The organism is Roseomonas fluvialis, assembly GCF_022846615.1.
GTDB classification, from domain to species: Bacteria; Pseudomonadota; Alphaproteobacteria; order Acetobacterales; family Acetobacteraceae; genus Neoroseomonas; species Neoroseomonas fluvialis.
The window spans coordinates 3,521,535-3,543,713 of the sequence record NZ_AP025637.1 but is presented as its reverse complement, the minus strand read 5'-3'; the positions used below and the strand labels follow the sequence as shown (position 1 = coordinate 3,543,713).

Sequence of the window (22,179 nt, the reverse complement as noted above, 5' to 3'; positions counted from 1 at the left end):
GGTCGTCTCGCGGCGGATGCGCCGTTCCGCGATGGCCGCGCCGTGGCCAATCCGATCCCGGCGCGCAACCGCGCATCAATGCGGCCGAAGGCCGAAGCCGGGAGAGATGGCGGAGCCCGCGACGGTCCTTAGGGTCGTCAGACTGCCCGCAAGCGCGGCGCCTCCCCGTTTTGCGTCAGGGCCGAGGCGTGATCCGCGAAGGGCATTTCGGCTTGGACGACGATGCGCACCGCGGCCGCGAATGAGTCTACGCCAAGCCGTGCCATCATCCGCGCGCGATGAATCTCGACCGTCCGCGGAGACAGGCCGAGCATACGGGCAACTTCCTTGTTCGGATGTCCGGCGGCGAGAAGGTCGAGAACCTGATGCTCGCGCGCGGTCAGCTTCGCAATGTACGCGCGGGCGGCATCGCGCACCTTGTGATCCGCCTCCGAGGGTTTTGCCTTCTGCGGGCCGAACGCCATCGCAATCGCGTGAAGAAGGCGCTCCGATGTGCAGGGCTTCTCGATGAAGTCGGCCGCGCCGTCCTTCATGGCACGCACCGCCGTCTGTGCGTCGCCCCGCCCGGTGACCACGATCACCGGTTGGTCAAAGCCCGTGGCGCGCATACGCCGAAGCAGGCCGGTCCCATCCAGGCCGCCCATGCGCAGGTCCGTCACCACGCAGGCGATCGGTTCCGTGACGCGCGCGAGTGCATCGAGAAAATCCTCTGCCGATCCGTGCGAGACGACGTTCATTCCCGCCTCGCGCAGCACCAGTTCGAAGGCGACGCGCACGCCCGGATCATCTTCGACGACATGGACGGTGGCGCCCCGGGCAAGGTGCGCCGCGCGCTGCGTGAGGAGTTCGGCCGGTGTGTCGTTGGGCATGCCTCGGCTCCTGAATGTCGTTTCGTTCGACTAAACGTCGGTAGGCGGCAGTCGTTTCCCAGCGGCACAAGGCGGCCCCGCCACAGGCATCTGGCTCGACGCGGCAATTGCCGCGATGCGCCGCCATCCTTGGCGGGGCAGGGCCGTTGTCCGTTACCTCGGCCTGGACGAACCTGTCCCGCGTTGCCGCGTTCACCGTGACGGCTGGTGCCGATCGCTGCGCCGCCAGTCGCTGCGCCGGGTGGTGCACGAGACCGATCTTCCGCCTGCCCATCTCCGCCGTCCGTGCCGCATGCGTGCCGGCGTCGCTGTGCTTGGTGGGTGCTTCCCGCTGCGTGAGTGTCGGCTTCGCCACGCACACTCCCCCCTGCATATCCGGGCATCATTGGGTCGCGCGGGCCGCCGGATGGTTCCGGCAGTGAGTGGATACGTAACATGCATCTGATTGCAGTGTGTTGCGATACATCAAAGGAAGCGCACGGATCTGAAGGCGCTTTCGCGCGCTACGTAGAAAGACTTACGCGTTCAACCCGATGGCGGCGTGCCGGCCGTTCCAGCTATTCGTTCAGCGCTGCGGCGGCGCGCTTTCGGCGAGCTTCACGGCGGAGCAGGGGTTAGCACATGCCCGATTGGCACAGGCAAGGCATGGTGTTGGACAGGCCTGGACCGCCGGGTCGCCCCGCGCTGTCGAACACGCCGCGGAGTTCGACCGAATCTACGCCGGCCGCGCGGCCGTGGCAGGCACAGCTGCGTCATGACTTCGCCGTTCGGTTGCTGACCAACTGGTCCGAATTCGGCGTCATGCCGCCCCTGGCCGCACCGCCGCACCTGACGGGTGCAGCGACTGCCGAGCCAACCGATGCAGCGGCGTGTGCCCGTCACGCGCCGCCACGCGATGCCGCTGGATGACGTGGGACGCGGATGGGCGCCGCGATGGAATTCAAGACCCTCGCCGGCGTCGTGGCATTTGGGGCCGCGCTCGGCGCGGGGCCGATCGTTCCGACGCCCACTGCTCGCAGCAGGGGCGTGTTCGATCGCCGGCGTTGCGGTGCCCGATCGGGCCAGCGCTGTCGTGCATCGGCAAAGCGGCGACCCCGCAGATTGACGCTGGACGCCGCACCCCGTCACGAAACGGAACCTGCCGTTGGGCGTTCGACACCAAGGGATGGCGCGAGGATCGCCGACGATGACAGACGAACGCGGGACCGCTGGTGACAACAACATCGAGGCCCACGGCGCTGACTGGGGTCTCGTGGGCCTTCCCAGACTCGGGGACCCCGCTGCTGCGTGGCCCGCGCCGCTTCTGGAGCAGGTCGAGCACAAGCCTGCCGGGACGACCACCGTCCAGCTGCCTGCCGACACCGATGCCAAGGCCGGACATGTTTCGCACCCTGTCGACATTCATGTCGGTGCGCGGGTCCGGCTGCGGCGCCAGCTGCTTGGCCTGAACCAGAAGGAGCTGGCGGCAATGCTCGGGCTGAGCTTCCAGCAGGTGCAGAAGTTCGAGCGCGGCAAGGACCGCATCGCGGCAAGCCGGCTGTACGAAATCGCCAATGCTCTCAACGTGCCGATCTCGTTCTTCTTCGACGCGATTCCCGCCGAGGACGCCGGCCAGGCGACCAGCGCAGACGACCTGCCGGCCGCTCCGGCGGGAGACGAACGGCTGAAGGAAGCGCTCAATCTCATGCGCGCGTACCGCAACGTCAGCGATCCCGCCCTGCGCAAGCGGCTGCTCGATCTGGTTCGCAGCATGGGGTGATCCGAGGAAGCCGCACGGTTCGGCGGCGCGACTGGCGCGTCTGGGTGACGCTTTCGGGGCCGCCGTACTGCTGGTGCGCTCAGCGTCTCTGCCCGCCGACGCCTGCTGCGCGGGCTGGCGATTGCGGTTTCGGTTGTGACGGAATGCGGCTGAGGGGCAGCCCCCGCGATTGATGGCCGCGAGCGCTTTGCGTGGCTCGTGGCCGTGGGCTGGCGTCGTGCGCGATATCCGAAACCAGGGCGGGGCAGGGGGCGGCGGTGCACCGAGCAGAGGCGGGCGAAGCCGACTCCGGCCTCCTGTCCGGCGGCGCGGCGTAGCGCAGGACCGAGTGGCGCCGGCTCGGGGTGCGGATGCCCCGGGTGAATGGCAACCCGCCAGGCCTCTCCACCGAATCAGCGCCGTTGTCTGACCACGAAGCGGGACGAACCGTGGCGCGCGAGATCGCGCTGCGGCGGGCGGAGCGCGCCTGCCGACCGCACATCCACCTGGTGATGGCGGTGCCACGACACGCCCGAGGCACAACCTCCGCCAGCGCGGCACGGCGCCTCGCGCCCGATCGCCGCGCCAAGATCAAAATCTCACGGTCAACCGATAGTTGTCGGCCCACGCAGCGGTGGAATTGTATAATCGGGACACAACTCCTCGGAAGTTAGCCGCGAAGCTGAATTATGAAAAGTAGAATGGAAATACGAGATTGATTAGGTATAATCCTCTATTACCAAAAAATCTTATGTTAATTGTGAAAGCGGGAACTGAATCGGGATGCAGTCTGTCATGGATTGAAGTATGACTCGGTCTATGGCCAATCAGGGTGACACTTATTGGCTTCGCAAGCATGCTGCCGATGAGGTGGTGCGCGAACGGATGCGCAGCGAACCCGACAGCAAGGGTGCCGTGGCCGGCAGGACCAAGCCGCCCCGGCCTCGGTCGACGGGCGGCATTCCTCGGCTATTGGGCCAAGAATATGGTCCTGAGCTGATTGCTATCGGCTTCGTAATGTATGACATAATGTCAATTATATTGGCATTAATATTGACTGAAGATAAATTCCTGCTAGAGGCAAATCAAGAAATAATAATAATCAACACAGAAATGTTGGTTTTTGCGGCGGTAGTGATGGGATTTGTTTTATTGATTTCCGCAACATACAGGATCCGAGAAGATAAATTGCGGCTGGTCAGCTTGTTGCGACCGGCGGCCAGTGTGCTCATCGCGCTGCTCGCATCGGCTGGCATGGCAGTGACGATCGGTATTGAGCATCCGCCCCTGGAGGCATCGCTCGTATTGTTCGGTATCTTGGCGGCGGTATTCCTGATGCTGCCGCGCACCGTGTTCAAACAGCAGCTCATCCATCTGATAAACATCGCAACGAGCCGTCGGGCGGTGCTCCATGGCGATGCCGAATGCATCGCGCGGTTCCTGACAAACCGAGTCCTGAACAGTCACAATATTGAAGTGGTCGGAATACTTGACGCCCAGGGTATTTCTCGCTTCGGCCCTGGCGATCATCCAACACTTCCAAGACTTGGCTCCTGGGCAGAGCTGCGGGTCCGGGTGTGGCGGAACGACGTCGATATGCTGATCCTCGCGCCGCCGGCGGATCATCGAGAAGGCCTCGCCGACCTGATCGACAGGTTCGCCTGCCTGAACATCGAGATCCATATCGCCAATGATCTCCCGGAGCTCGACGGGTATGTCGAGCGCCGCGCGATGCCGCCGACGCGCCGCATCCTGGGCGCGCCCATTTCCGGGTTGGGTGCGCTGGGCAAACGGCTGTTCGACGTGATCGGCGCGTCGGTCCTGCTCATCCTGACCCTGCCCGTGCTGATCCTGGCGGCGCTCGCCATCGTGATCGAAACGCCGGGCGGCGTCTTCTTTCGCCAGGACCGCGTCGGCTACCGCGACGCCAGGTTCCGCATCTGGAAGTTCCGCAGCATGCATGTTGCCCCGTCGTCCATCGACGCGGAAGGCTGCGTGCGCCAGGCGACGCGCGGCGATGCTCGCGTCACCCGCGTCGGAGCCCTTTTGCGGCGCAGCTCGATCGATGAGCTGCCGCAGCTCATCAACGTCCTGTGCGGCGACATGTCACTGGTCGGCCCGCGGCCGCATGCGCCGCGGACCCTCGCCGCCGGCGTCCCGTTCGAGGACGTGGTCGACTGCTATTCGGCGCGGCATCGCGTACGGCCCGGTCTGACCGGGCTGGCCCAGGTGCGCGGTCTCCGCGGGCAGACCGATACCGAGGCGCAGGTCCGCGCACGCGTGGCGTCGGATTTCGAATACATCCGTGCCTGGTCGTTGTGGCTCGACATCTGCATCCTGTTCCGCACGGTCGGCGTCGTGATGAAGATGCACAACGCGCATTGACTTGCGCGGTGCGCGGATGGCGCTGGCCAACGCGAAGCTTCGTCCGAATCTGGAATGGGCAGCGCGACTGCGCACGACCTGGCGGGCGCATTGAGGCGCGGTTGGACCGGCCGGCACGTCGTCCCCGGTGTGGGCGCTGACAGGCGCTTCGCGCGCGAGGCGCAGGTCGCGCATCCGCGCCCCGCATTATCCTGTCCCCCGCCGTGGTTCAGGCCCTGGCGATGATCCGGCCCACCGTAGGGGGTGATCGGGTTGGCGACCGACGCGACAGCGTATGCGATGCCAAGCCGATGATGATGCGCATGAAGCTACGTCTCGGCCGCCAGCCTGTTCATGCCGACCGCGGCCATCGGATCGGTCCGAGCGAATTGAGGGATGGGAGTGTCCAGGGGTACGCCGCCAATCGTGCCGCAGCATGGGCGCCGTCGCCCAAGCCCCATCACTTGGGTGTCGCGGACATGCATCGCTCGGCACAGGTTCCTTCGGATGAAACCTCTACCTCGAAGAACCAGGCCGCACGGCCCCGTCCGACGCGACAGCGTCGACCACCCTCCCGCAGCGAGCCAACGATACCGGCGCGGGTCGGCGGCAGCAGGCACGCAGCGGTGCCTCGCCTCGCGCGAGGGAGGCCGCGTCAGACAGCACGCCTGAGATCATCCATAACCGCCATGACGGAAGGTGCAGTTGCCGGCGGAGGAGTGATCGCGGCGCTGTCGCGCGGCTGCCATCCCGCTGGCGCCAGCACGCGCGCCAGCGCCGCGACGACCCGCGTCTGCTCCTGCGGGGTGATACTCGCGTGCAGCGGCAGGCGGATCAGCCGGGACGAAAGGTCATCGGTGATCGGCAAAGGGCCGGCGGTTCGTCCGAACCGTCGCCCGGCGGGTGCGGAATGCAGCGGAACGTAGTGCATCACCGCCATCACGTTCTCCTCGCGCAGCCGGACAAGCGCGGCATCACGAACCGCCGCGTCGCGCGCGAGGACGTAGTAGATATGCCCGTTGTGCGAACACTCCTGGGGAACGCGCGGGCGGCTCAGCACCCCGGCCGCCTCCAGCGGAACGAGCGCCGCATCGTACCGGCGCCATGCCGCCAGGCGCCGCTCGGTCAGGTCATCGCCGCCTTCGAGCTGGGCCAGCAGGAATGCCGCGGTCAGTTCGCTCGGCAGGAAGGATGAACCGACATCGACCCAGGTGTAGCGGGCGACCTCACCGCGCGCGAATGCCGCGCGGTTGGTGCCCTTCTCCCAGATGATCTCGGCACGCGCAGCCCAACTGGGGTCGTTCACAACGAGCGCGCCGCCTTCGCCCGATATCAGGTTCTTGGTCTCGTGGAAGGAGATGGCCCCGGCGGCGCCGAAGGTTCCGAGCGGCCTGCCCCTGAACGTCGCGTGATACGCCTGCGCCGCGTCCTCGATGACAATGAGGCCATGGCGTTCGGCGATCTCCATGATGGCATCCATCTGGGCGCCCACGCCGGCGTAGTGCACGACGCAGATCGCGCGCGTACGCGGCGTGATCGCCGCCTCGATCGCGTTCTCGTCGATGTTCAGGGTGTCCGGCCGGATATCGACGAAGACCGGCACCGCACCCCGCAGGACAACAGCATTGGCCGTGCTGCAGAAAGTGAACGAGGGCATGATCACCTCGTCCCCAGGGCTGAGATTGGCGAGGATCGTTGCCATCTCCAGCGCCGCGGTGGCCGAGGTCGTCAACAGCGCGCGGCGAGCGACCAGTTGGCGTTCAAGTAATTCTTGACAGAGCGCCGTGAATTTCCCATTTCCGGAAAGACTACGGTTCTCCATCGCCTCCTTCATATATTGAAATTCTTGTCCCGTGAAGTTAGGTTTATTGAACGCGATCCGGTCAAGCATCAGCTTTGATCCCTGTTTGAGGGCGCGGGGCGGTGCACCAGACTGCGTGCACCCGCCATGCGAAGCGCGCTGCCTGCCGGAGCGGGTCGCTCATGCGGCCCGCCAAGGCGGACAGACGCCGGCCGCCGGCGCTTGGCGACGTCCGCCCATCGCGGCGCAGCGGACGTTCGAGGGGCTGCGTTCTCAATGCGGGTAGGCGCGCCCATGCCGAGTGACGCATGGCGCGCGCCAGAAGCGGCGCGGCTTCGCGCCCATCGCGCTGGCACAACAGTGTGACGTCATCCGATCCCGCCATATACTCAAGAATACACGGAGCCGGCCTGAATCCATGTAGAAAACGCCGAAAATCAAAAACGTATTACTACGTATCTATCTCCAAAATCGTCACATGATCTCGCTGATAGACCTCGATCTACTGTGTGTAATCCACCTTCTCGGCATGCGGTTTCTGCGTTGTCGGTATGCGAGGTAATTCTACCGACACGTTCGATCTGCCTTGGATGCGGTCACGCGCGTTGAAGATGTTCGTGAAGCTCCGCGCCGATCAGGCGACGCGGCGCGTTCATTGCGCGCTGTCGCGGGCACGCACGGCGCCGGTCGGGGCCGTTGCAAACAGGCGCGTCATGCGGCCAAGGCGCTCTGGGGTGCCTCCGCCTTGGCATTGCCGCGATGGCATCGATCGGGCGCGGGTCGAGCACGTCCCGCGCGCGCGGTGGTCCGACCACGAACTCGCGCGCGCGCTGTTGCCACCAACGTCGAACCGGCGTGCCGGACCGCCGTCGTTCCGCGCGCCTCGCGCATCCCGTCCGAAAACGCGGCTTCAGCAGCACGCGGTACATCTGCGCCCGCGCTGTCTTCACCCCCTCCGGGCGCCGCCGCGATGGCGGCCCGAAGTCTCGGGCGTGACGCACCGGCTTGCCACGCCCGCGCCCCTTGTGCGCCCTAGCTGAGCAGCCGTGCCGGCAACCATCGCAGCAAAAGCTCCTCATAGGCTGTCAGGACCAGGTCCCATCCGAATGCGGATGCATGACGCGACCGTGCGGCCGCCTGCATCGCCAGGCGTCGAGCAGGGTTCGAGAGCAACTCGTCGAGCGCCGCGGCGCACCCGTCGGCATCGTGGAAGTAGGCCGCCGCGTCGCCGGCGACCCACCGATTGAAGCGGTTGTCGTGCGCGAGAACAGCGTTGCCCGCGCCCAGCGCTTCCACCAGCGAGGGATTGGTGCCACCCACGCGATGCCCGTGAACATGCAGTGTCGCGTGCGCCCGCAGCGCCGTGACGACGTCCTGCTCGTAGATGGCGCCGGCGAAGATCACCTCCGCCGAGGCGGCTGCCCGGATCGCGGCGTGATAGGCATTGCCGGCGCTGTCCACGCGGCCAAGCACGACCAGCGGCATGCCGCGCGGGCGGCGTGAAAAGGCCGAGACCAGTTCCAGGACGGAGTTCTCCGGCTCCACGCGCGCGATCGACGTGACGTAGTGGCCTGGCTCCAGGCCCAGTCGTGCCCTGATCGGCTGCGGATCGGCCCCGGTGACCGGATCCGCGCCATACGGAATGACGGTGATGCGGCCGGCCGGCGCATGCCGCTCCAGATGGTCGGCGATGCAGGGATGGTCAGCGATCAGGTGGTCGGCCGCGAACCTCGCAGCGCGTTCGTTCAGCCAGAGCCAGCCGCGCACCGGGCGCGACCACTTCGCGCGCTGCCACTCGATCCCGTCCATGTTCATCAGGTGCGGGATCCGCGCCGCGCGCAGCAGGCCGCCCAGCACCGCGGTGTTGTAGCCCAGGGTCAGGGCGATGTCGGCGCCTTCGCGCAGTGCTGCCGTCGTGGCGCGGACATCCATCTCCATCGCGCCGAGCGGCCCGGGGCTCCAGGGCCTGTGCTGATTGAGGCGGATGCCGCGCCAGGCGGTGGGACCGCCGCTCCGCTCCGCCTGGCAGGCCACGGTGACGCGCCAGCCGCGCCCGGCGAGGTAGAGCGCCAGGCGCTCCGCAAACGTCTCGAAGCCGCCATGCCGTGCGGGAATGCCGCGTGTGCCGAGGATGACGATGCGCGGGCCGGTCGGCTGTTGAGGATCCGTCGGCCACCGCGCGCCAGCGGAGACCGGGCGTGGCCACGCCCACGCGTCCGCGGCGGGCGCCAGCATGGACGGCACGCTCCCGGCGGGTTCGGGCGCCGCGTCCCGCTGCCGCCAGGCGGATGGGCCATCGCGAGGCTCGTCCCCCGCCCGGGAGGTCCGACGCGCGGTGTCGTGGATGGTCGCATCAGTCTGGGACCCGGTGGTCGTCATGATGAACTCCCTGGCTCCTGGACCCCGCGCAGGCGGGGTGCGGGCCACCACGCCCGCAGGTCGCGGATGTCGTCCGGCAGCCGTGTCTCGATCGGTGCGTGTGTCATCGCGGCGCGCTGTCGACGCGCAGGAAGGGCAGGGGGTTGCCCGGCAAGGCGCGGAGTGCCGCCATCAGCGCGACGAAGGTGACCGTCGGCAGGATACCCTGCACGAAAGCCGGCAGTCCGCCGGCCGGTAGCGCGGCGATCACGAGCGCCGCCGCGAGTGAGGCGGCGAAGCGTGACCACCATCCGCGTTCGAAGGCGCCCGGCACCGCGCGTGCCGCCATGACCAGATTGACCGTCATCTGCATCAGTTCGGCCGCCAGCGTCGCGATCGCGGCTCCGGTCGCGGAGAGCGAAGGCACGAGCAGCCAGTTCAACAGGAGGATCACAACGAGCGCCGCGGCCGAGCTCCAGATCACGAAGCGGATCGACGCGGTCGCCATGATCATCACGAAGGCCAGCAGGCTGACGAAGGCTGCCGCGAGCTTCCACGCCAGCAGGGCCAGGGCGGTCGCGGCCGGTTCGAACGCCGCGCCGTAGACCATTCGCAGCACCGGCGCCGCCAGCGGGATCGCCAGCAGGGCGACCACCGTGTTTGCCGTCGCGATCAAGCGCATGCAGGCGCGGAAGGCGACGACAAGTCGCTCGCGCGATACCGAGGCCAGTGCCGAGAACAGCGTGAGCAACGGCATCAGTACGGTCACGATCATCGCGGCGCCGATATCGACGAAGCGATAGGCGGCGTTGTACTGGCCGGCGGCGGTGTCGCCGGCGATCTCCGCCACGATCAACACATCAACCCGCTGCGCCAGTGCCGTGATCAGCGCCGAGACCATGATCGGCGCTATCGCGCGGCCGATCTCCGACATTCCCTCCCGACCGACTTCCGTGAAGTCGGGTCTCAGCAGCCGCCATCCCATCATGGCGCCCACCAGCCCATACCCGGTGCCCGCAGCGCCGTAGGCGAGGACCGCCCAGCCCACCGGCTCCGCCGCCAGCATCGCGGCGGCGATCCCGAGCGGTGCCAGGGCGACGAAGGCGATCGTCGGATAGAGCGACAGGAAGGGCCGGTTGGCGACCTGGAACACCGGATCGTAGAACCGCGCGGCGAGCACGGGCAGTACCGCGCAACACAGGATCACGGGCAGCCGCACCTGTTGCGGCGCGATCAGCATCGCGACGACGATGCCGCCTAGCGCCACCACGGTTCCGAGCGCCAGGCGGAACGCCAGGAAGTTGGCGAACCAGGCGTGGCGGCGCTCCCCCGTCTGCACCAGGTCGCGCGCCAGGACCGGACTCATGCCGCCATCGGCCAGCGCGATTGCGATCGCGAGGAAGCTCGCGGCCCAGGCATATTGCCCGAGCTGCTCGGGCCCCAGCAGGCGGGCGAGCACGACGAAGATCACGGCCGCGGCGATCAGGTAGATGAAGCGGGAGGACGCCTGCGCCGAAAGGGCGCGGCCGTAGCGCATGCCGGCGGCGCCTTCAGCCTGTCCGCCGGAACCAGAAGGACGTGGGCGGCAGCATGCGCGGATCGGCCTGCGCCGGGCAGCGCGCGATCAGGCGATCACGCTGGCTGAGATACATGTGGTACATCGGCAGCAGCACCTCGAAGTGCTGGTTGAAGGCGAGGAACGCCTCGACCAGGTACTGTTCGTTCCAAAAGAAGCGGTGGTCGCGCAGCAGCACGATGGGGTAGTCGCGCGGCGTGAAGACGTCGTGGATGTGCACCACCACGCCCGGCTTCAGCCGGCCGAGCCAGGCGAGCACCTCGGTCAGCACGTCGCCCTGCGGGCGGATCATGTGCGAGCTGTCGATGAACAATATGTCGTCGGCTTCGAGCGATTCGATCATCGCGACATCGGCGGTCTCGGCCGTCGCGCGCACCAGGCGCACTGGCAGTTCCGCAAGCCACGGCGCTTCGTAGGGTTCGATGCAGACGTGCTCGCAACTGCCGGCACCGTTCATCGCTTCGGCGCGGAGCGCGAGAAGGGTGGACATGCCGCACCCGACCTCGACGATGCGGCGCGGGCGATGACGGCGGATCATGGCGTGCAGCGCCGCCGCGTCGAGCGGGCCGAAGAAGCTGTTGAGGTAGTGGTAGGCGCGCTGCCCCGGCCGCGGCTCGGTCGGGATGTCCTGCATCTCGGCGAAGGGATCGAGCGATTCGAGCAGGCGGATCCCCTGCTCGGCATCCACGTCGAGGCCCGGGATCACGCGGGGCTCGTCGAGCGACTTCTCCAGGCGCGACAGCTTGATCAGCGGTTCGTAGTAGTGATCCATCAGCGGATAGATGCCGACGCGATCGAGCACACCGAAGCTGCGCGGTGCGTTGCGCGGCGTCATCTGCCGCAGCAACAGCATCATCCGGGCCGACGCCCAGACCAGCGGCCCCATCACCCGGTCGAGCACCGGGGCGCTTCGCACCATGGCCTCATGTTTCCAAGACATACGCGTCGTCGCTCCCATCAATCGGCATGTCGTCGCGCCGCGGCGACCGTTCGTCCCGGTCGCGCGCCCTGCGTGGCGAGGTGAATGTCGTGCGGCGAGCGCGCGCAGTGGCGCGGTCGCCGCGCAAGAGGACCGGTGCGCGTCATGACGCGCCTCGATCCCGCGGCGATGCGATGCCGACGCGCATGACGGGTGGCGCCTGATTCCGGTCGTGCAGCCACAGCGCTGCGATGAGCCCGAAAATCCCGGCGATCAGCTGAGAGACTGTCAAGGAGAGCTTGAAGCCAGGGTCGACGAAGCCGTGGATCAGATGCGCGAGTAAGCCGGTGCACGCGCCGATCGCCAGCGCGCGGGCCAGCGGGCTGCTGCGGATGCGTCGCGCCAGGATGACAGCCGCGACGAACTGGAACAGGAACGCCGCATAGCCGATCACGCCGGTTTCGCTGAGCACCAGCAGGTGCAGGCTGTGCACCACGTGGTCGCCCTGGTTGAAGATGCGCGAATACGCCGTCCGGTCGTACAGGTTGAAGCTGACGGCGAAGTTGTTCAGGCCGACGCCCAGCAGCGGGAACTGCTCCCACATCGACAGCGCCGCGCGCGCCAGTGGCAGGCGATGGCCGAAGCTGCCCGCATCATCGCCGAACAGGCGCGTGGAGATGAACGGCCATGCCGACACCACCGCCCCGGCCGCGACAAGACTGCCCAGGATGGCGATGACCGCGGTGCGCAGCGACAGGACCCGTCGGCCCAGCACCAGAAGCACGACGATGCCGGTGCTGATGGGGATCGTGGACCAGGCCCCGCGGGAGTAGCTCAGGATCACGCCGCCGAGGCTCGCCAGCGCCGAAACGCTGCCGCCAAGCCGCGCCGCCGCGCTGGCACCCGCGAGCGCCATGGCCAGCGCGATCGGGTAGGTGATCTCGAAGAAATACGACAGGATGTTGGGGTCGCCGAAGGTGCCCCCGGGGCGCGCCACCGCGCCGGCGTCGATGGTCGTTTGCACCAGGGCCGTCTCGCCGAGCACCGCCAGACCCAGGTTGCGTCCCGTGCCGAACTGGACGCACACCAGCAGGAACTGCGGCAGGATGCCCATCACCAGCGTCCAGACGAAGATCCGCAACTCGCGCGGCGAAAGGTTCATCACCGCGATGCTGATCATCAGGAGCCCCGTGAGGCGCAGCAGCTCCAGCGCCGACAGCACCGGCTGCAGCGCGTTGACGACGCTCAGCATGCCGACCGCCATGAAGGCGACCTGCGGCCCGACCACCAGCGGCACCAGCTGGATCCGCCAGGGGCGGCGCATCAGCCGGGATTCGAGCAGGCGCAGCCCCAGCCAGCCCAGCGCACCGAGCTGGCCGAGCGAGACGGTGACGGCCTGCGCCCCGCCCACGAAGCGCAGGTAGCGGCCCGGAAGATCCGTCTGGTGCAGGAAGGAGATGCTCAGCCCGACGGACAGCCCAATGCCCATGGCGACGACCAGCATGAGCCGTGCGCGCGCGAAGCTGCCGGCCAGCATCAGTCCCACCAGGCCGGCGGCGCCCGCGACCAGCGCCGCCACGTACCGGGTCTCGAGGTCGCTGACGACGACAGCGGCCGGCACACAGATCGCGCCGAGCACCAGCGCGGCCAGGAAGCCTGCGGCGCCTGCCCCGCGCAAACGGCCCCCGGCAATGTCGTGCGCACCGCTCATGACGGGCTCGCGGCGCCGCCGCCGGGCCGCAGGCCCCAGGCATGCCGGGCGAAGGCCCACATGGTTGCGGCCTGCGTCGCGCGGCCGCGGTCCCCTCGCAAAAAGGCCAACGCGCCATAGGCCAGCGCGCGCAGCGCGAAGCCAGCCGCCAGAATGGGGCGCAGCAGCGGCAGAGCGCCCGGCCCGTTCAGGCTGCAATGCAGCCGCACGAGATTGTCGAGCCAGCGTGTCGGCGCGGCGCGACCGACCTGGGTGCCGCCCTGCAGGTGGCGGACCCGCACCTGCGGCAGGTAGCCCAGGCGCAGGCCGGCGCGCCGCATGCGGCAGCCCCATTCCACATCCTCGGCGTACATGAAGAAATTCGCGTCGAGGCCGCCGACCTGCCGCACCGCATCGGCGCGCACCATCATGCAGGCGCCGCAGATCCAGTCGACCGGCACCGGCCCGGCGCCGAGCCGGTCCGGCCGCACCAGGAACACGCCATGCAGGTGGCGCGGCAGGAGCTGGCTCAGGCCCAGCGCATGCAGCGCCAGGCTGATGAAGCCCGGCCGCCAGCCGGCATCGCCGACCTGGTGGCGTCCATCCTCGTGCAGCAGTCGCGGCCCCGCCGCGGCGTAGCCGGCATTCGCCTCGAGGAAGCGCCACAGTGCCATCAGGCTGTCGGGTGCAGCCGGAAAGGCATCGGGGTTGAGCAGGAGGATCGTCTGCCCGCGCGCCACGGCGAAGCCGAGGTTGTTGCCGGCGGCGAAACCCGCGTTCTCGTGGTTGGCGATCAGCAGTACCTCGGGAAACGCGACCGCGACGGCAGCCGCGGTGCCGTCGGCCGAGGCATTGTCGACGACGATGACCTCGGTCTGCGCCGGTAGCTCAGACGCGAATAGGGCGGCCAGGCAGTCCAGCACAAGCGCGCGGCAGTTCCAGGTGACGATGACGACGCTGAGCACCACCGCCCGGGCGTCCCTGCCGTGTTCACCGATGTCTGGCGGCGGCATGCCCGTCACGCGTCCTTGCGCACCAGCGCCATGACCCACGGATTGAAGCCGGTCGCGAGCAGCCGCTTCGGCAGGTGGCGGACATAGCCCCGCGCGAGGGCGCCAAACGGCCAAGGGATGCGGGAGTAGTTGGCAAGACCGTCGACCGTCAGCCCCTCGAGCGTGAACGGAAGGTCCGCGAGGTAGCGGCGCACATCACCGTAGCTCCAGAGGAAGTAGTCCCCCCAGACACGATGGATGGAGACGCCGACCTTCGCGCTGAGCCATCTCTCGACCGGACCCGCCGCGGCATCGAGCGCATGCGCGGTATCGACCGGAAAGCGCCGGTTCGGTCCCCCCAGCAGCAGATGCCCGCCAGGGCGCGTGACGCGGAACAGCTCGCGCGCCCATTGCGTGCGGATCTCGTGATAGTCCGCCCGGCGGGTGGCATGGCCGTCCTGTGTCCCGACGTGTTCGAGGACGCCGAAGCTGAACACGCAGTCGAAGCTTGCATCGGCGAAGGGCAGTTCGAGCTTCAGGGGGTCGGTGACGACGAAGCGGTCGCGCGGGCGCCCCGCGGCCGCCCAGATCGGCGTCTGCTCCATCAGGTCGAAGCCGTGGGCATCGAAGCCGTGGTCGACCAGGCGCTGCACGGTCGCACCCACGCCGCAGCCCGCATCCAGGAGGCGGGTTGCACCGATCCGCCTCAGGATCGGTACCAGATAGTTATCTGTCCGACCAATATTCTCCCGTTCCTGATCCTCGGCATAGCCGGGAATCAACGCTTGGTAGATCACATCCCCGCCGTCTGCCGGAACGGTGGCAGGATATCCGTCTATATACGTGATAATACGTACTGGTTCGATTGTTGTTGTCATTGGAGTTCTGTCGCTTTCTGGGATGTGGACTGAACCTTTGCTTGCCAATGATGCCTGATTAGTGAGATGAAATCGATACTTCGCTGTAGAAAAATTCCAGCCTGTCGGTTCGGGGATGTCGGGTGATCCAACTGCTGCGCAGACTTTTCGGCCTGAACGCGCGGGATCCCGCTGCCGCCAGGCGCGCGGCGGGTCGCGGCGCCGCGGTGCCGCGCGACTTCCGCCCGCTCGAGGACGCGCAGCCCGCGCGCGATGCCGCAGACCCGGTCGAGCCCGCCTTCATGACGGACCGCAATGCCGCCGAGGCGCCCCTCGCGGCGGCCTTCACGCCCACCCAGCCGCGGACCCTCGGCCCGCTGTTCATCGGGCGGGAGACGCATCTGCGGCGGATGATCGCTGCGGTCGAACAGGAGCGCGCGCATATCGTGCTGTTCGGTGATCGCGGCCGCGGCAAGACATCTCTGGCGAATGGCTTCGCGGCTCTGGCGGAGAAGGCCGGCGTCGAGACAGTCCGGCGCGCCTGCGGCATCCACACGACCTATGAGCGGTTGTTCCGGGGGCTTCTCGCGGAGATTCCGGGTCGCATGCTGCGCGACGGGAACCACCTTGCGAGTGCGGCGGACCTGCTGCCCGGGGGCGATTTCGGCGCCGATGAGGTGTGCGACATCCTGGCCAGGTTGCGCGGACGCGTCGTGCTGGTGGTGGACGAGTTCGACCGCGCTGCGTGCGACCGGCTGCGCTCGGAGATCGCGGAGACGATCAAGACCCTGTCCGACCAGGCGGCAAACGCGACGCTGCTGCTGATCGGTGTCGCCGGAAGCCTCGAGGATCTCCTCGGGTGGCAGCCATCCGTCCAGCGTGCCATCCTGGCCATCGCGCTGCCGCCCATGGATGATGCCGAGGTCGGGCGTCTGGTCGCTGCGGGAGCCACCGCCGCGGGCCTCGACTTCGAGCCTGCGGCCATCGCGCTCATCGTGCGGCTGTCGCGCGGCATGCCGTACTACGCGCACCTGCTGAGCCTCTATACCGCGCGCGCGGCGGCCGCGCGTGGCGCGGCGACAGCGGTGACGCGCGACGACGCCGTGGCCGGCGCCGACCAGGTCATGCAGAAGCAGGCCGCCGAACTCGGCGCCTTCTGGAGCCGCGCGATGGCCGTTCCGGATGCCGAGGCGGCGTTGGTGGCGGCCGCCCTTGCCCCCTTCGACGATGACGGCCGCATCTCGCCCGCTTCGCTGCGCGACGATGTTCACGCGGCGATCGACGTGCTGTGCACCGAGGCTGGCGGGTCGGTGCTTTTCCGCACGGATGAAGCGGGCGGACCGCGGATCGGCTTCCGGCTACCCGCCGTCGCTCAGCAGGTCCTGCTCAAGGCCCTGCGCGCCGGGCGCCTTCCCGAGGCCGATGCCGCGCCAGCCCTGAACGACGCACCCCCAAACAGCCACAACAGACAGGCGAGCATCGCCGCATGAACCGACGATTGATGTCCCTGACGCGCGCCATCGGCACCCTGTGTGTCCTGCAGCTGGTCGGCTGCAGCAACCAGCGCAGCTACGACCTGAGCCAGGGGTCGGAGCCGGCGTATATCGACGCAGCCGACCCTGTCATGCGCGCGGCTGCCACGTCCGAGCTCTCCCAGGCCGTACTGCGGGGCACGCGCGCGTGGCGCCTGCAGCCCGGCGACACGCTGGAGGTGAACTACTTCGTCAGCGGTCGCGCTACCATGCGCGACTACCGCCTGGGCATCGGCGACCAGATCGACGTCGTCATGCTCGAGCTGCCGCAGTACAGCCGCAGCCATACCGTACGCCCGGACGGGCGCATCACGCTGGTGGGCCGCGGAGAGATCCGCGCCGATGGCCTGCAGCCGACCGAATTGGCCCGCGTCATCGCCGATCGGTATCGCGACGAGGTGGTCGATCCCCGGGTGACGGTGCATGTCATGCGCGTCACGGAAGAAGCCGAGCGCTTCACCACCATGCTGTCGGGGCAGGGCGGACAGCGCCAGCAGTCGGTGACCGTTGGACCCGACGGCACCATCGGCCTGCCGCTGCTGCGATCGGTCACGGTCAGCGGGCTGACGGTCGACGAAGTCTCGGACCGCATTGCCTCCGCGTATCAGCGGCGCATCCCGAACCTGCAGCCGACGGTCCGCCTGAGCGGCACCGCGGGCCAGCTTGTCTTCCTGTTTGGCGAGGTCCAGCGGCCCGGGCCGCAGCCCGGTGCGCCGGCGCGCACCATCCTGCAACACGTCGCCGCGGGCGGCGGGCCGAACGAATTCGCGGCGATGGACCAGGTGCGCCTGCTGTACTGGGACCAGGCCGGCCAGCCGCGCGTCCGCGTGGCCAACCTGCTGAATGTCCTGGAGCGCCTTTCGATCGACGAGGACATGGTGGTGCCGCCCGGCGCGGTTCTCTACGTGCCGCCGACCCAGCTCGCCGTGGCCGGGCGCATCATGGACCAGGTCTTCCGGCGCCTGTTTCTCTTCAGCGGTACATCGGCGGGCATCTACTACAACGCGAACGCACCGGCGGTGCTCGGTGGTGTGCGATGAGCGGACGCGATCTCTCGATGGCAGGGCCGGACAGGGCGCTCGCCGAACCGCGGCGGGTGATCGAGCATGCGGAGGCGTCGCGCGACGTGGCCGCCGCGTCCCTGCGCGACATCCTTCGCACGCTGGCCCGGCGGCGCTGGCCCATGATTGGAATCATGCTCGGTGCGGTGCTGTGTTCGCTCGCGTACCTGCTGCTCGAGTTCTCCACCTACACCGCGAGCACCCGTGTCCTGGTGCGTGTCGGGAGGGACAAGCTCACCGCCGTCGCGACCGCCGACAATGCGCCGGGCAGCTTCGTCTTCTCCGAACGGCCGGAGAACGTGAACGACGGGATCGAGATCTTCGCAAGCCCAGCTGTGCTCGAACGTAGCTTCCCGGTGCTCCGCGCAAGGCTCGAGGAGATGGCTGCCAATGCGCCGCCCCCGCCGCCGTGGCGCCGGCGGCTCGACGAGGCGCGTGCGTCCGCGTCCGACCTCATGCGCACCGTCCTGCGACCGGTCCGCCAGGTGTTCGGCGTGCGCGAACTCACTGCAGACGAAGCGCTGGCGGAGGAAATCCGTCGTGCCCTGAGTGCTGCGCCGATCAAGGAAACCAGCGTCTTCGTCGCCGCCTTCCGCTGGAGCGATCCAACCTTCGCGGCCTTCGCCATGAACAGCATCCTCGACTCCTTCCTGGTGGAGCATGTCCGGGTGATGTCGGCGAGCCGCGATGCGGCGGACTTCTATCGCGGCGAGGCCACGCGGATCGAAAGCGAACTTCAGGCCGTCGCGGCGACGCTCACGACCTACGGGCGGGACAACCGCCTCACCGACCCGACCGCTGAGAAGCAGGTGGTACTCGGTCTCATCGCATCGCTCGAACGCGAGATCGCGACGGCGCAGGTGTCCCAGGAACAGACCCGTCGGCGCATCGACGATGTGCGCCAGCAATATGCCGACGGCACAGGTTGGCCGTCCACGCCCGGCATTCCCCAGATCACGCTGTCGCAGATGGCGGACCTCGACACGCGCTATGCCGAATTGCTGAACCAGCGCAGCCTTCTGCTGCGCCAGCTGCTGCCCACGTCGCGCGACGTGAGGCTGCTCGACGAACAGATCGCCGCCTTGCGGCTGCAGAAGCGCGACGCGCTTCTGGGCTACCTCGACGACCGGCTGCGTGCCGATCAGGAAGTCCAGAACGCCACCGAGGTCCGGCTGGCCGAGGCGCGGCAGCGGCTCGATCGCGTGCAGGAGATCGAATCCGGCTATCTGGAACTGCAGGGCCGGCGCGACATGCTGCTGACCCGCCACCGTGACCTCCATCGCGAGGTCGAACGCCTGACCCTGAACCTCGCTCTCGATACCGAGCAGCCGGCCAGCGTGCGGGTGCTGGCGCGCGCCACGCCTCCGGTCCTGCCGACCTGGCCGCGTCGAAGCCTGGTGGTCGGCCTCGCCGCTGCCTTCGGCCTGCTCCTTGCCGTCGCCTACGCGGTCTTCGCGCAGTTCTTCGACCGCTCGGTTTCGACCGAAGGGGACCTGCGGCGCGTACTCGGCGTTCCGGTCCTGGGACGCCTGCCTGAATTGCCGAGGCTGCGATGAACGCGATGCACGACCAGACTGCCCTGGCGGCGCGCGCCGCCGCCACGACCGGCGGGCCGCTCGATGCGGCGCAGATCGCGATGATGCCGGTTGCCGTGTCCATGGCCACCGGGACGCTGGCGCCGCAACGGGTCATCGCCCTGGTGTCGAGCCTTCGGCGGGAGGGCACGACAACGGTTGCGATGACCCTAGCGCGCACGCTCCAGATGGGCTTGGGGCGTAGCGTTGCGCTGGTCGACGCCAACCTGGTCGCGCCAGCGCTCGGCGCGCTCCATGGCATCCCGCCTGGACCTGGCCTCGCTGAGGTACTGGGCGGCCGCGTGCCGCTGCGACGGGCGCTGCATGTCGCCGCATCCGGCCAGTTCGCGATCCTGCCGTCCGGCAATGCCGCGGCATCCGAGCAGGGATCGATCTTCGCCGCCAGCAGCATCGGTGCCCTGTGCCAGCAGATCCGCCGGGAGGGCTTCGATTTCTGCGTGATCGACTGTCCCGCCGTGCTGGCGAGCCCCGAGGCCGCGATGGTCGGCGCGCAGGCGGGATCCGCCATGATGGTCGTGCGCGCGGAGTCCACCGCGGCGGAGGTCATCCGCGAAGCGGCCGCCGTCCTCGAGGCCGGCGGCGCGCCGCTGGCCGGGACCTTGCTCAATCGGTACCGGCGGCACCTGCCGGCCGTGCTCGACCGTCTGCTCTGAGGACTCCTCGCGTGGCGTCCACTGCATCACCCGCAAGGCCTGCGCTTGGCAACGGCGGGAAGCTCAGGGTGGGGATGATCTCCACGATCAGTGTCCCCACCCCGCCCCAGGGCTATGGCGGCATCGAGCGCGTCGTCCACGCCCTTGCCGAAGAATTGGTCCGCCAGGGTCACGAGGTGACCCTGTTCGCCCGCGCCGGAAGCGCGTGTTCCGGTCAGACGATCGAAGTGGACCCCGCGGCGGATCAACCCGCATTCACCGGTGGCAAGGCGCCTCTGAACGAACAGCCGCTGTGCGACGCCGTCGAGGCCTATACGGCGCGCCATCGCCTCGATGTGCTGCACGACTGGTCGCTGCAGAACATCTTCGTCAATCGCCACCCCGATCGCGTGCCCTTCGTCGTCTCGACCTGCGTGCCGCAGCCCGAAGGCTATGCGCAGGCGAATGTCGTGGCCGCCTGCGCGGCGCATGCGCGAACGCTGAAGGGCGGCACCGTGCCCCATGTGGGCTACGGCGTGGATGTGCAGAGCCTCGATTGGTCCGAGCAAGGCGGGGAACGCCAGGTCCATCTCGCCAAGATCGCGCGCTACAAGGGGCAGCACGTCTCGATCCTCGCCGCCGCGCTGTCGCGCCAGCCGCTCGATATCGTCGGCAACATCGAGGGACGTCGCTATGCGAAGTTCATCATCGAGCCGATGGCGGCCTTGCTGCCGAATGTGCGCCTGTTGGGCGAAACGCGCGAGGTCGAGCGCATGCTCGCCGCGTCGCGCGCGCTCGTGCTGGCACCGCTGTGGTTCGAGGTCTATCCGATGGTCGTGATCCAGGCGCTGTGCGCCGGCACGCCGGTGGTCACGCTGCGCAGCGGCGGGCTGCCGGAGCAGGTCGAGGATGGCGTGAACGGCTACCTTGCCGACAACGTCATGGGCCTGGCGCGCGCCATGCGCGAGGTGCGCGGCATTTCGCGCAAGCGTTGCCGGGAAGTCGCGCTCGAACGGTTCGCCGTGCGGGACATGGCGACCCGCTATGCCATGCTGTACCGGCGCTCGATCGACGGAGAGCGCTGGTAGCGCTCCCGGTCCGCGTCATCGGACTGCGGCGACCACCGCCTCGGCGGCACGGCGCGGATGGAACGCCGCCAGGTGTGCGGCACAGGCCGCCGGGTCGGGCCGCAGCCCGCCAGCAAGCGCCTGCGCCACCAGTGCGGCCATCTGCGCGGCCGCATCGGGTGCCGCGGGGTCGATATACCTGGCCAGGCGGCCGCCGGCTTCCGGGATGGCGCCGCGGTTGGAGGCGATGACCGCCGTGCCCACCGACAGCGCCTCGATCACCGGAATGCCGAAGCCTTCGCCGAGGCTCGGGAACACCAGGGCTGCGGCGGTGGCATAGAGCGCGGCCAGGCGCGGGGGCGCGACGTCGCGCAGATGCACCACCCCGGGGGTCTGCGCGAGCTGCGCCGCCATCGCCGCGCCGGCCGGGCCGTGGTCCTCGCGCCCCACGACCACGAGCCGCGCGCCGGCACCACGCGCGGCCTGCGTCGCCGCAAGCGCGAGCGGCAGGTTCTTGCGCGGTTCGAGCCGGCCGACCCAGAGCAGGAAGGGCGCGAGGCCACCCGCGGCGGCGAAGTCGTCCGCCGAAGGCGCCGGCAATGCACCCGGGGCGTTTGGCGCGAGGAGGATGCGATCCTCCGGCACGCCGTAGCGGTGCGCGATCTCCCCGGCGGCATGCCGCGAGACCGTCAGCACCACCGCCGCGCGCGCCGCGCTGAGGCGGCAGAGCAGCCGCAGGCGCCAGCGCATCGCCTTGGGAAAGAACTGCGGGTCGCTTTCGAACAGCACGTCGTGGATGACGACCACCTGGCGAAACCGCGGCCCGACGAGCGGCGGCGAGACATACTGCGTGACCAGCGCATCGAGCCGGTCCCGCCGTCGCGCCGTCGGCCAGAAGACCATCAGGCGCGCGATCGAATCTTGCGTCGTGATGAGGGCATGGCGGTAGCGCGGCCAGGGGAACCGCCGCGCCGTCGCCGTCGGGTCGGCGGAATAGATGACCCATTCATGCGCCGCCGCGCCCGCGGTGGCGGGGATGTGGTCCAGCACATTCTCCAGCCAGGAACGCGAGCCCTGGTACTTCCCGTCCAGCACATGCGCGTCGATGCCGATGCGTCCCACCGCCGC

The 22,179-nt window shown here is 68.5% G+C and carries 16 protein-coding genes; 7 read left to right on the top strand and 9 right to left on the bottom strand.

What is annotated here, in order from left to right; all coding sequences use genetic code 11:
* Positions 1-137 precede the first annotated feature (137 nt).
* Complete coding sequence (locus MWM08_RS17130) at positions 138-869, bottom strand: response regulator transcription factor (protein ID WP_244407716.1); 732 nt, start codon at positions 867-869, stop codon at positions 138-140.
* A 1,186-nt stretch (positions 870-2,055) separates the two neighbouring features.
* Here MWM08_RS17130 and MWM08_RS17125 point away from each other — a divergent pair.
* Positions 2,056-2,628: a helix-turn-helix domain-containing protein gene (locus MWM08_RS17125; protein WP_244407715.1), complete on the top strand. Its 573-nt coding sequence runs from the start codon at positions 2,056-2,058 to the stop codon at positions 2,626-2,628.
* Positions 2,629-3,426: 798 nt separating this feature from the next.
* Positions 3,427-4,992 carry a sugar transferase gene (locus MWM08_RS17120; RefSeq protein ID WP_244407714.1) on the top strand — a complete coding sequence of 522 codons (1,566 nt, stop codon included), beginning with the start codon at positions 3,427-3,429 and terminating at the stop codon, positions 4,990-4,992.
* A 634-nt stretch (positions 4,993-5,626) separates the two neighbouring features.
* Here the strand turns inward: MWM08_RS17120 and rffA are convergent.
* From rffA to MWM08_RS17085, 7 genes are all read right to left on the bottom strand, one after another.
* Entirely contained in the window at positions 5,627-6,862 is a 1,236-nt protein-coding gene (gene rffA / locus MWM08_RS17115) for a dTDP-4-amino-4,6-dideoxygalactose transaminase (protein ID WP_244407713.1), read from the bottom strand.
* A 942-nt stretch (positions 6,863-7,804) separates the two neighbouring features.
* Positions 7,805-9,007: a DUF1972 domain-containing protein gene (locus MWM08_RS17110; RefSeq protein WP_244407712.1), complete on the bottom strand. Its 1,203-nt coding sequence runs from the start codon at positions 9,005-9,007 to the stop codon at positions 7,805-7,807.
* Positions 9,008-9,254: 247 nt separating this feature from the next.
* Complete coding sequence (locus MWM08_RS17105; protein WP_244407711.1) at positions 9,255-10,667, bottom strand: oligosaccharide flippase family protein; 1,413 nt, start codon at positions 10,665-10,667, stop codon at positions 9,255-9,257.
* Positions 10,668-10,680: 13 nt separating this feature from the next.
* Positions 10,681-11,625: a class I SAM-dependent methyltransferase gene (locus tag MWM08_RS17100; RefSeq protein WP_244407710.1), complete on the bottom strand. Its 945-nt coding sequence runs from the start codon at positions 11,623-11,625 to the stop codon at positions 10,681-10,683.
* Between the two features lie 163 nt (positions 11,626-11,788).
* Positions 11,789-13,336, bottom strand: a complete 1,548-nt coding sequence (locus MWM08_RS17095) for an O-antigen ligase family protein (protein WP_244407709.1) — start codon at positions 13,334-13,336, stop codon at positions 11,789-11,791.
* Positions 13,333-14,328, bottom strand: a complete 996-nt coding sequence (locus tag MWM08_RS17090) for a glycosyltransferase family 2 protein (protein ID WP_244407708.1) — start codon at positions 14,326-14,328, stop codon at positions 13,333-13,335. The genes MWM08_RS17095 and MWM08_RS17090 overlap by 4 nt, the downstream gene beginning before the upstream one ends.
* 5 nt (positions 14,329-14,333) lie before the next feature.
* Positions 14,334-15,185, bottom strand: a complete 852-nt coding sequence (locus tag MWM08_RS17085; RefSeq protein ID WP_244407707.1) for a class I SAM-dependent methyltransferase — start codon at positions 15,183-15,185, stop codon at positions 14,334-14,336.
* 122 nt (positions 15,186-15,307) lie between these two features.
* Between MWM08_RS17085 and MWM08_RS17080 the strand changes: the two genes are divergently transcribed.
* From MWM08_RS17080 to MWM08_RS17060, 5 genes are all read left to right on the top strand, one after another.
* The gene (locus MWM08_RS17080) at positions 15,308-16,654 is read left to right on the top strand and encodes an ATP-binding protein (protein ID WP_244407706.1); all 1,347 of its coding nucleotides are present in this window, start codon (positions 15,308-15,310) and stop codon (positions 16,652-16,654) included.
* On the top strand, positions 16,651-17,736 hold the full coding sequence (locus MWM08_RS17075; protein WP_244407705.1) for a polysaccharide biosynthesis/export family protein: 1,086 nt from the start codon (positions 16,651-16,653) through the stop codon (positions 17,734-17,736). Before MWM08_RS17080 ends, MWM08_RS17075 begins: the two co-directional genes overlap by 4 nt.
* Positions 17,733-19,313: a GumC family protein gene (locus MWM08_RS17070; RefSeq protein ID WP_244407704.1), complete on the top strand. Its 1,581-nt coding sequence runs from the start codon at positions 17,733-17,735 to the stop codon at positions 19,311-19,313. Before MWM08_RS17075 ends, MWM08_RS17070 begins: the two co-directional genes overlap by 4 nt.
* Positions 19,310-20,005, top strand: a complete 696-nt coding sequence (locus tag MWM08_RS17065; protein ID WP_244407703.1) for a CpsD/CapB family tyrosine-protein kinase — start codon at positions 19,310-19,312, stop codon at positions 20,003-20,005. Before MWM08_RS17070 ends, MWM08_RS17065 begins: the two co-directional genes overlap by 4 nt.
* Positions 20,006-20,079: 74 nt before the next feature.
* Positions 20,080-21,072, top strand: coding sequence for a glycosyltransferase (locus tag MWM08_RS17060; protein ID WP_244407702.1), 993 nt, complete (start codon positions 20,080-20,082; stop codon positions 21,070-21,072).
* A 15-nt stretch (positions 21,073-21,087) separates the two neighbouring features.
* Here MWM08_RS17060 and MWM08_RS17055 read toward each other — a convergent pair whose 3' ends face one another.
* Entirely contained in the window at positions 21,088-22,173 is a 1,086-nt protein-coding gene (locus MWM08_RS17055) for a glycosyltransferase (RefSeq protein WP_244407701.1), read from the bottom strand.
* Between the last annotated feature and the right edge of the window lie 6 nt (positions 22,174-22,179).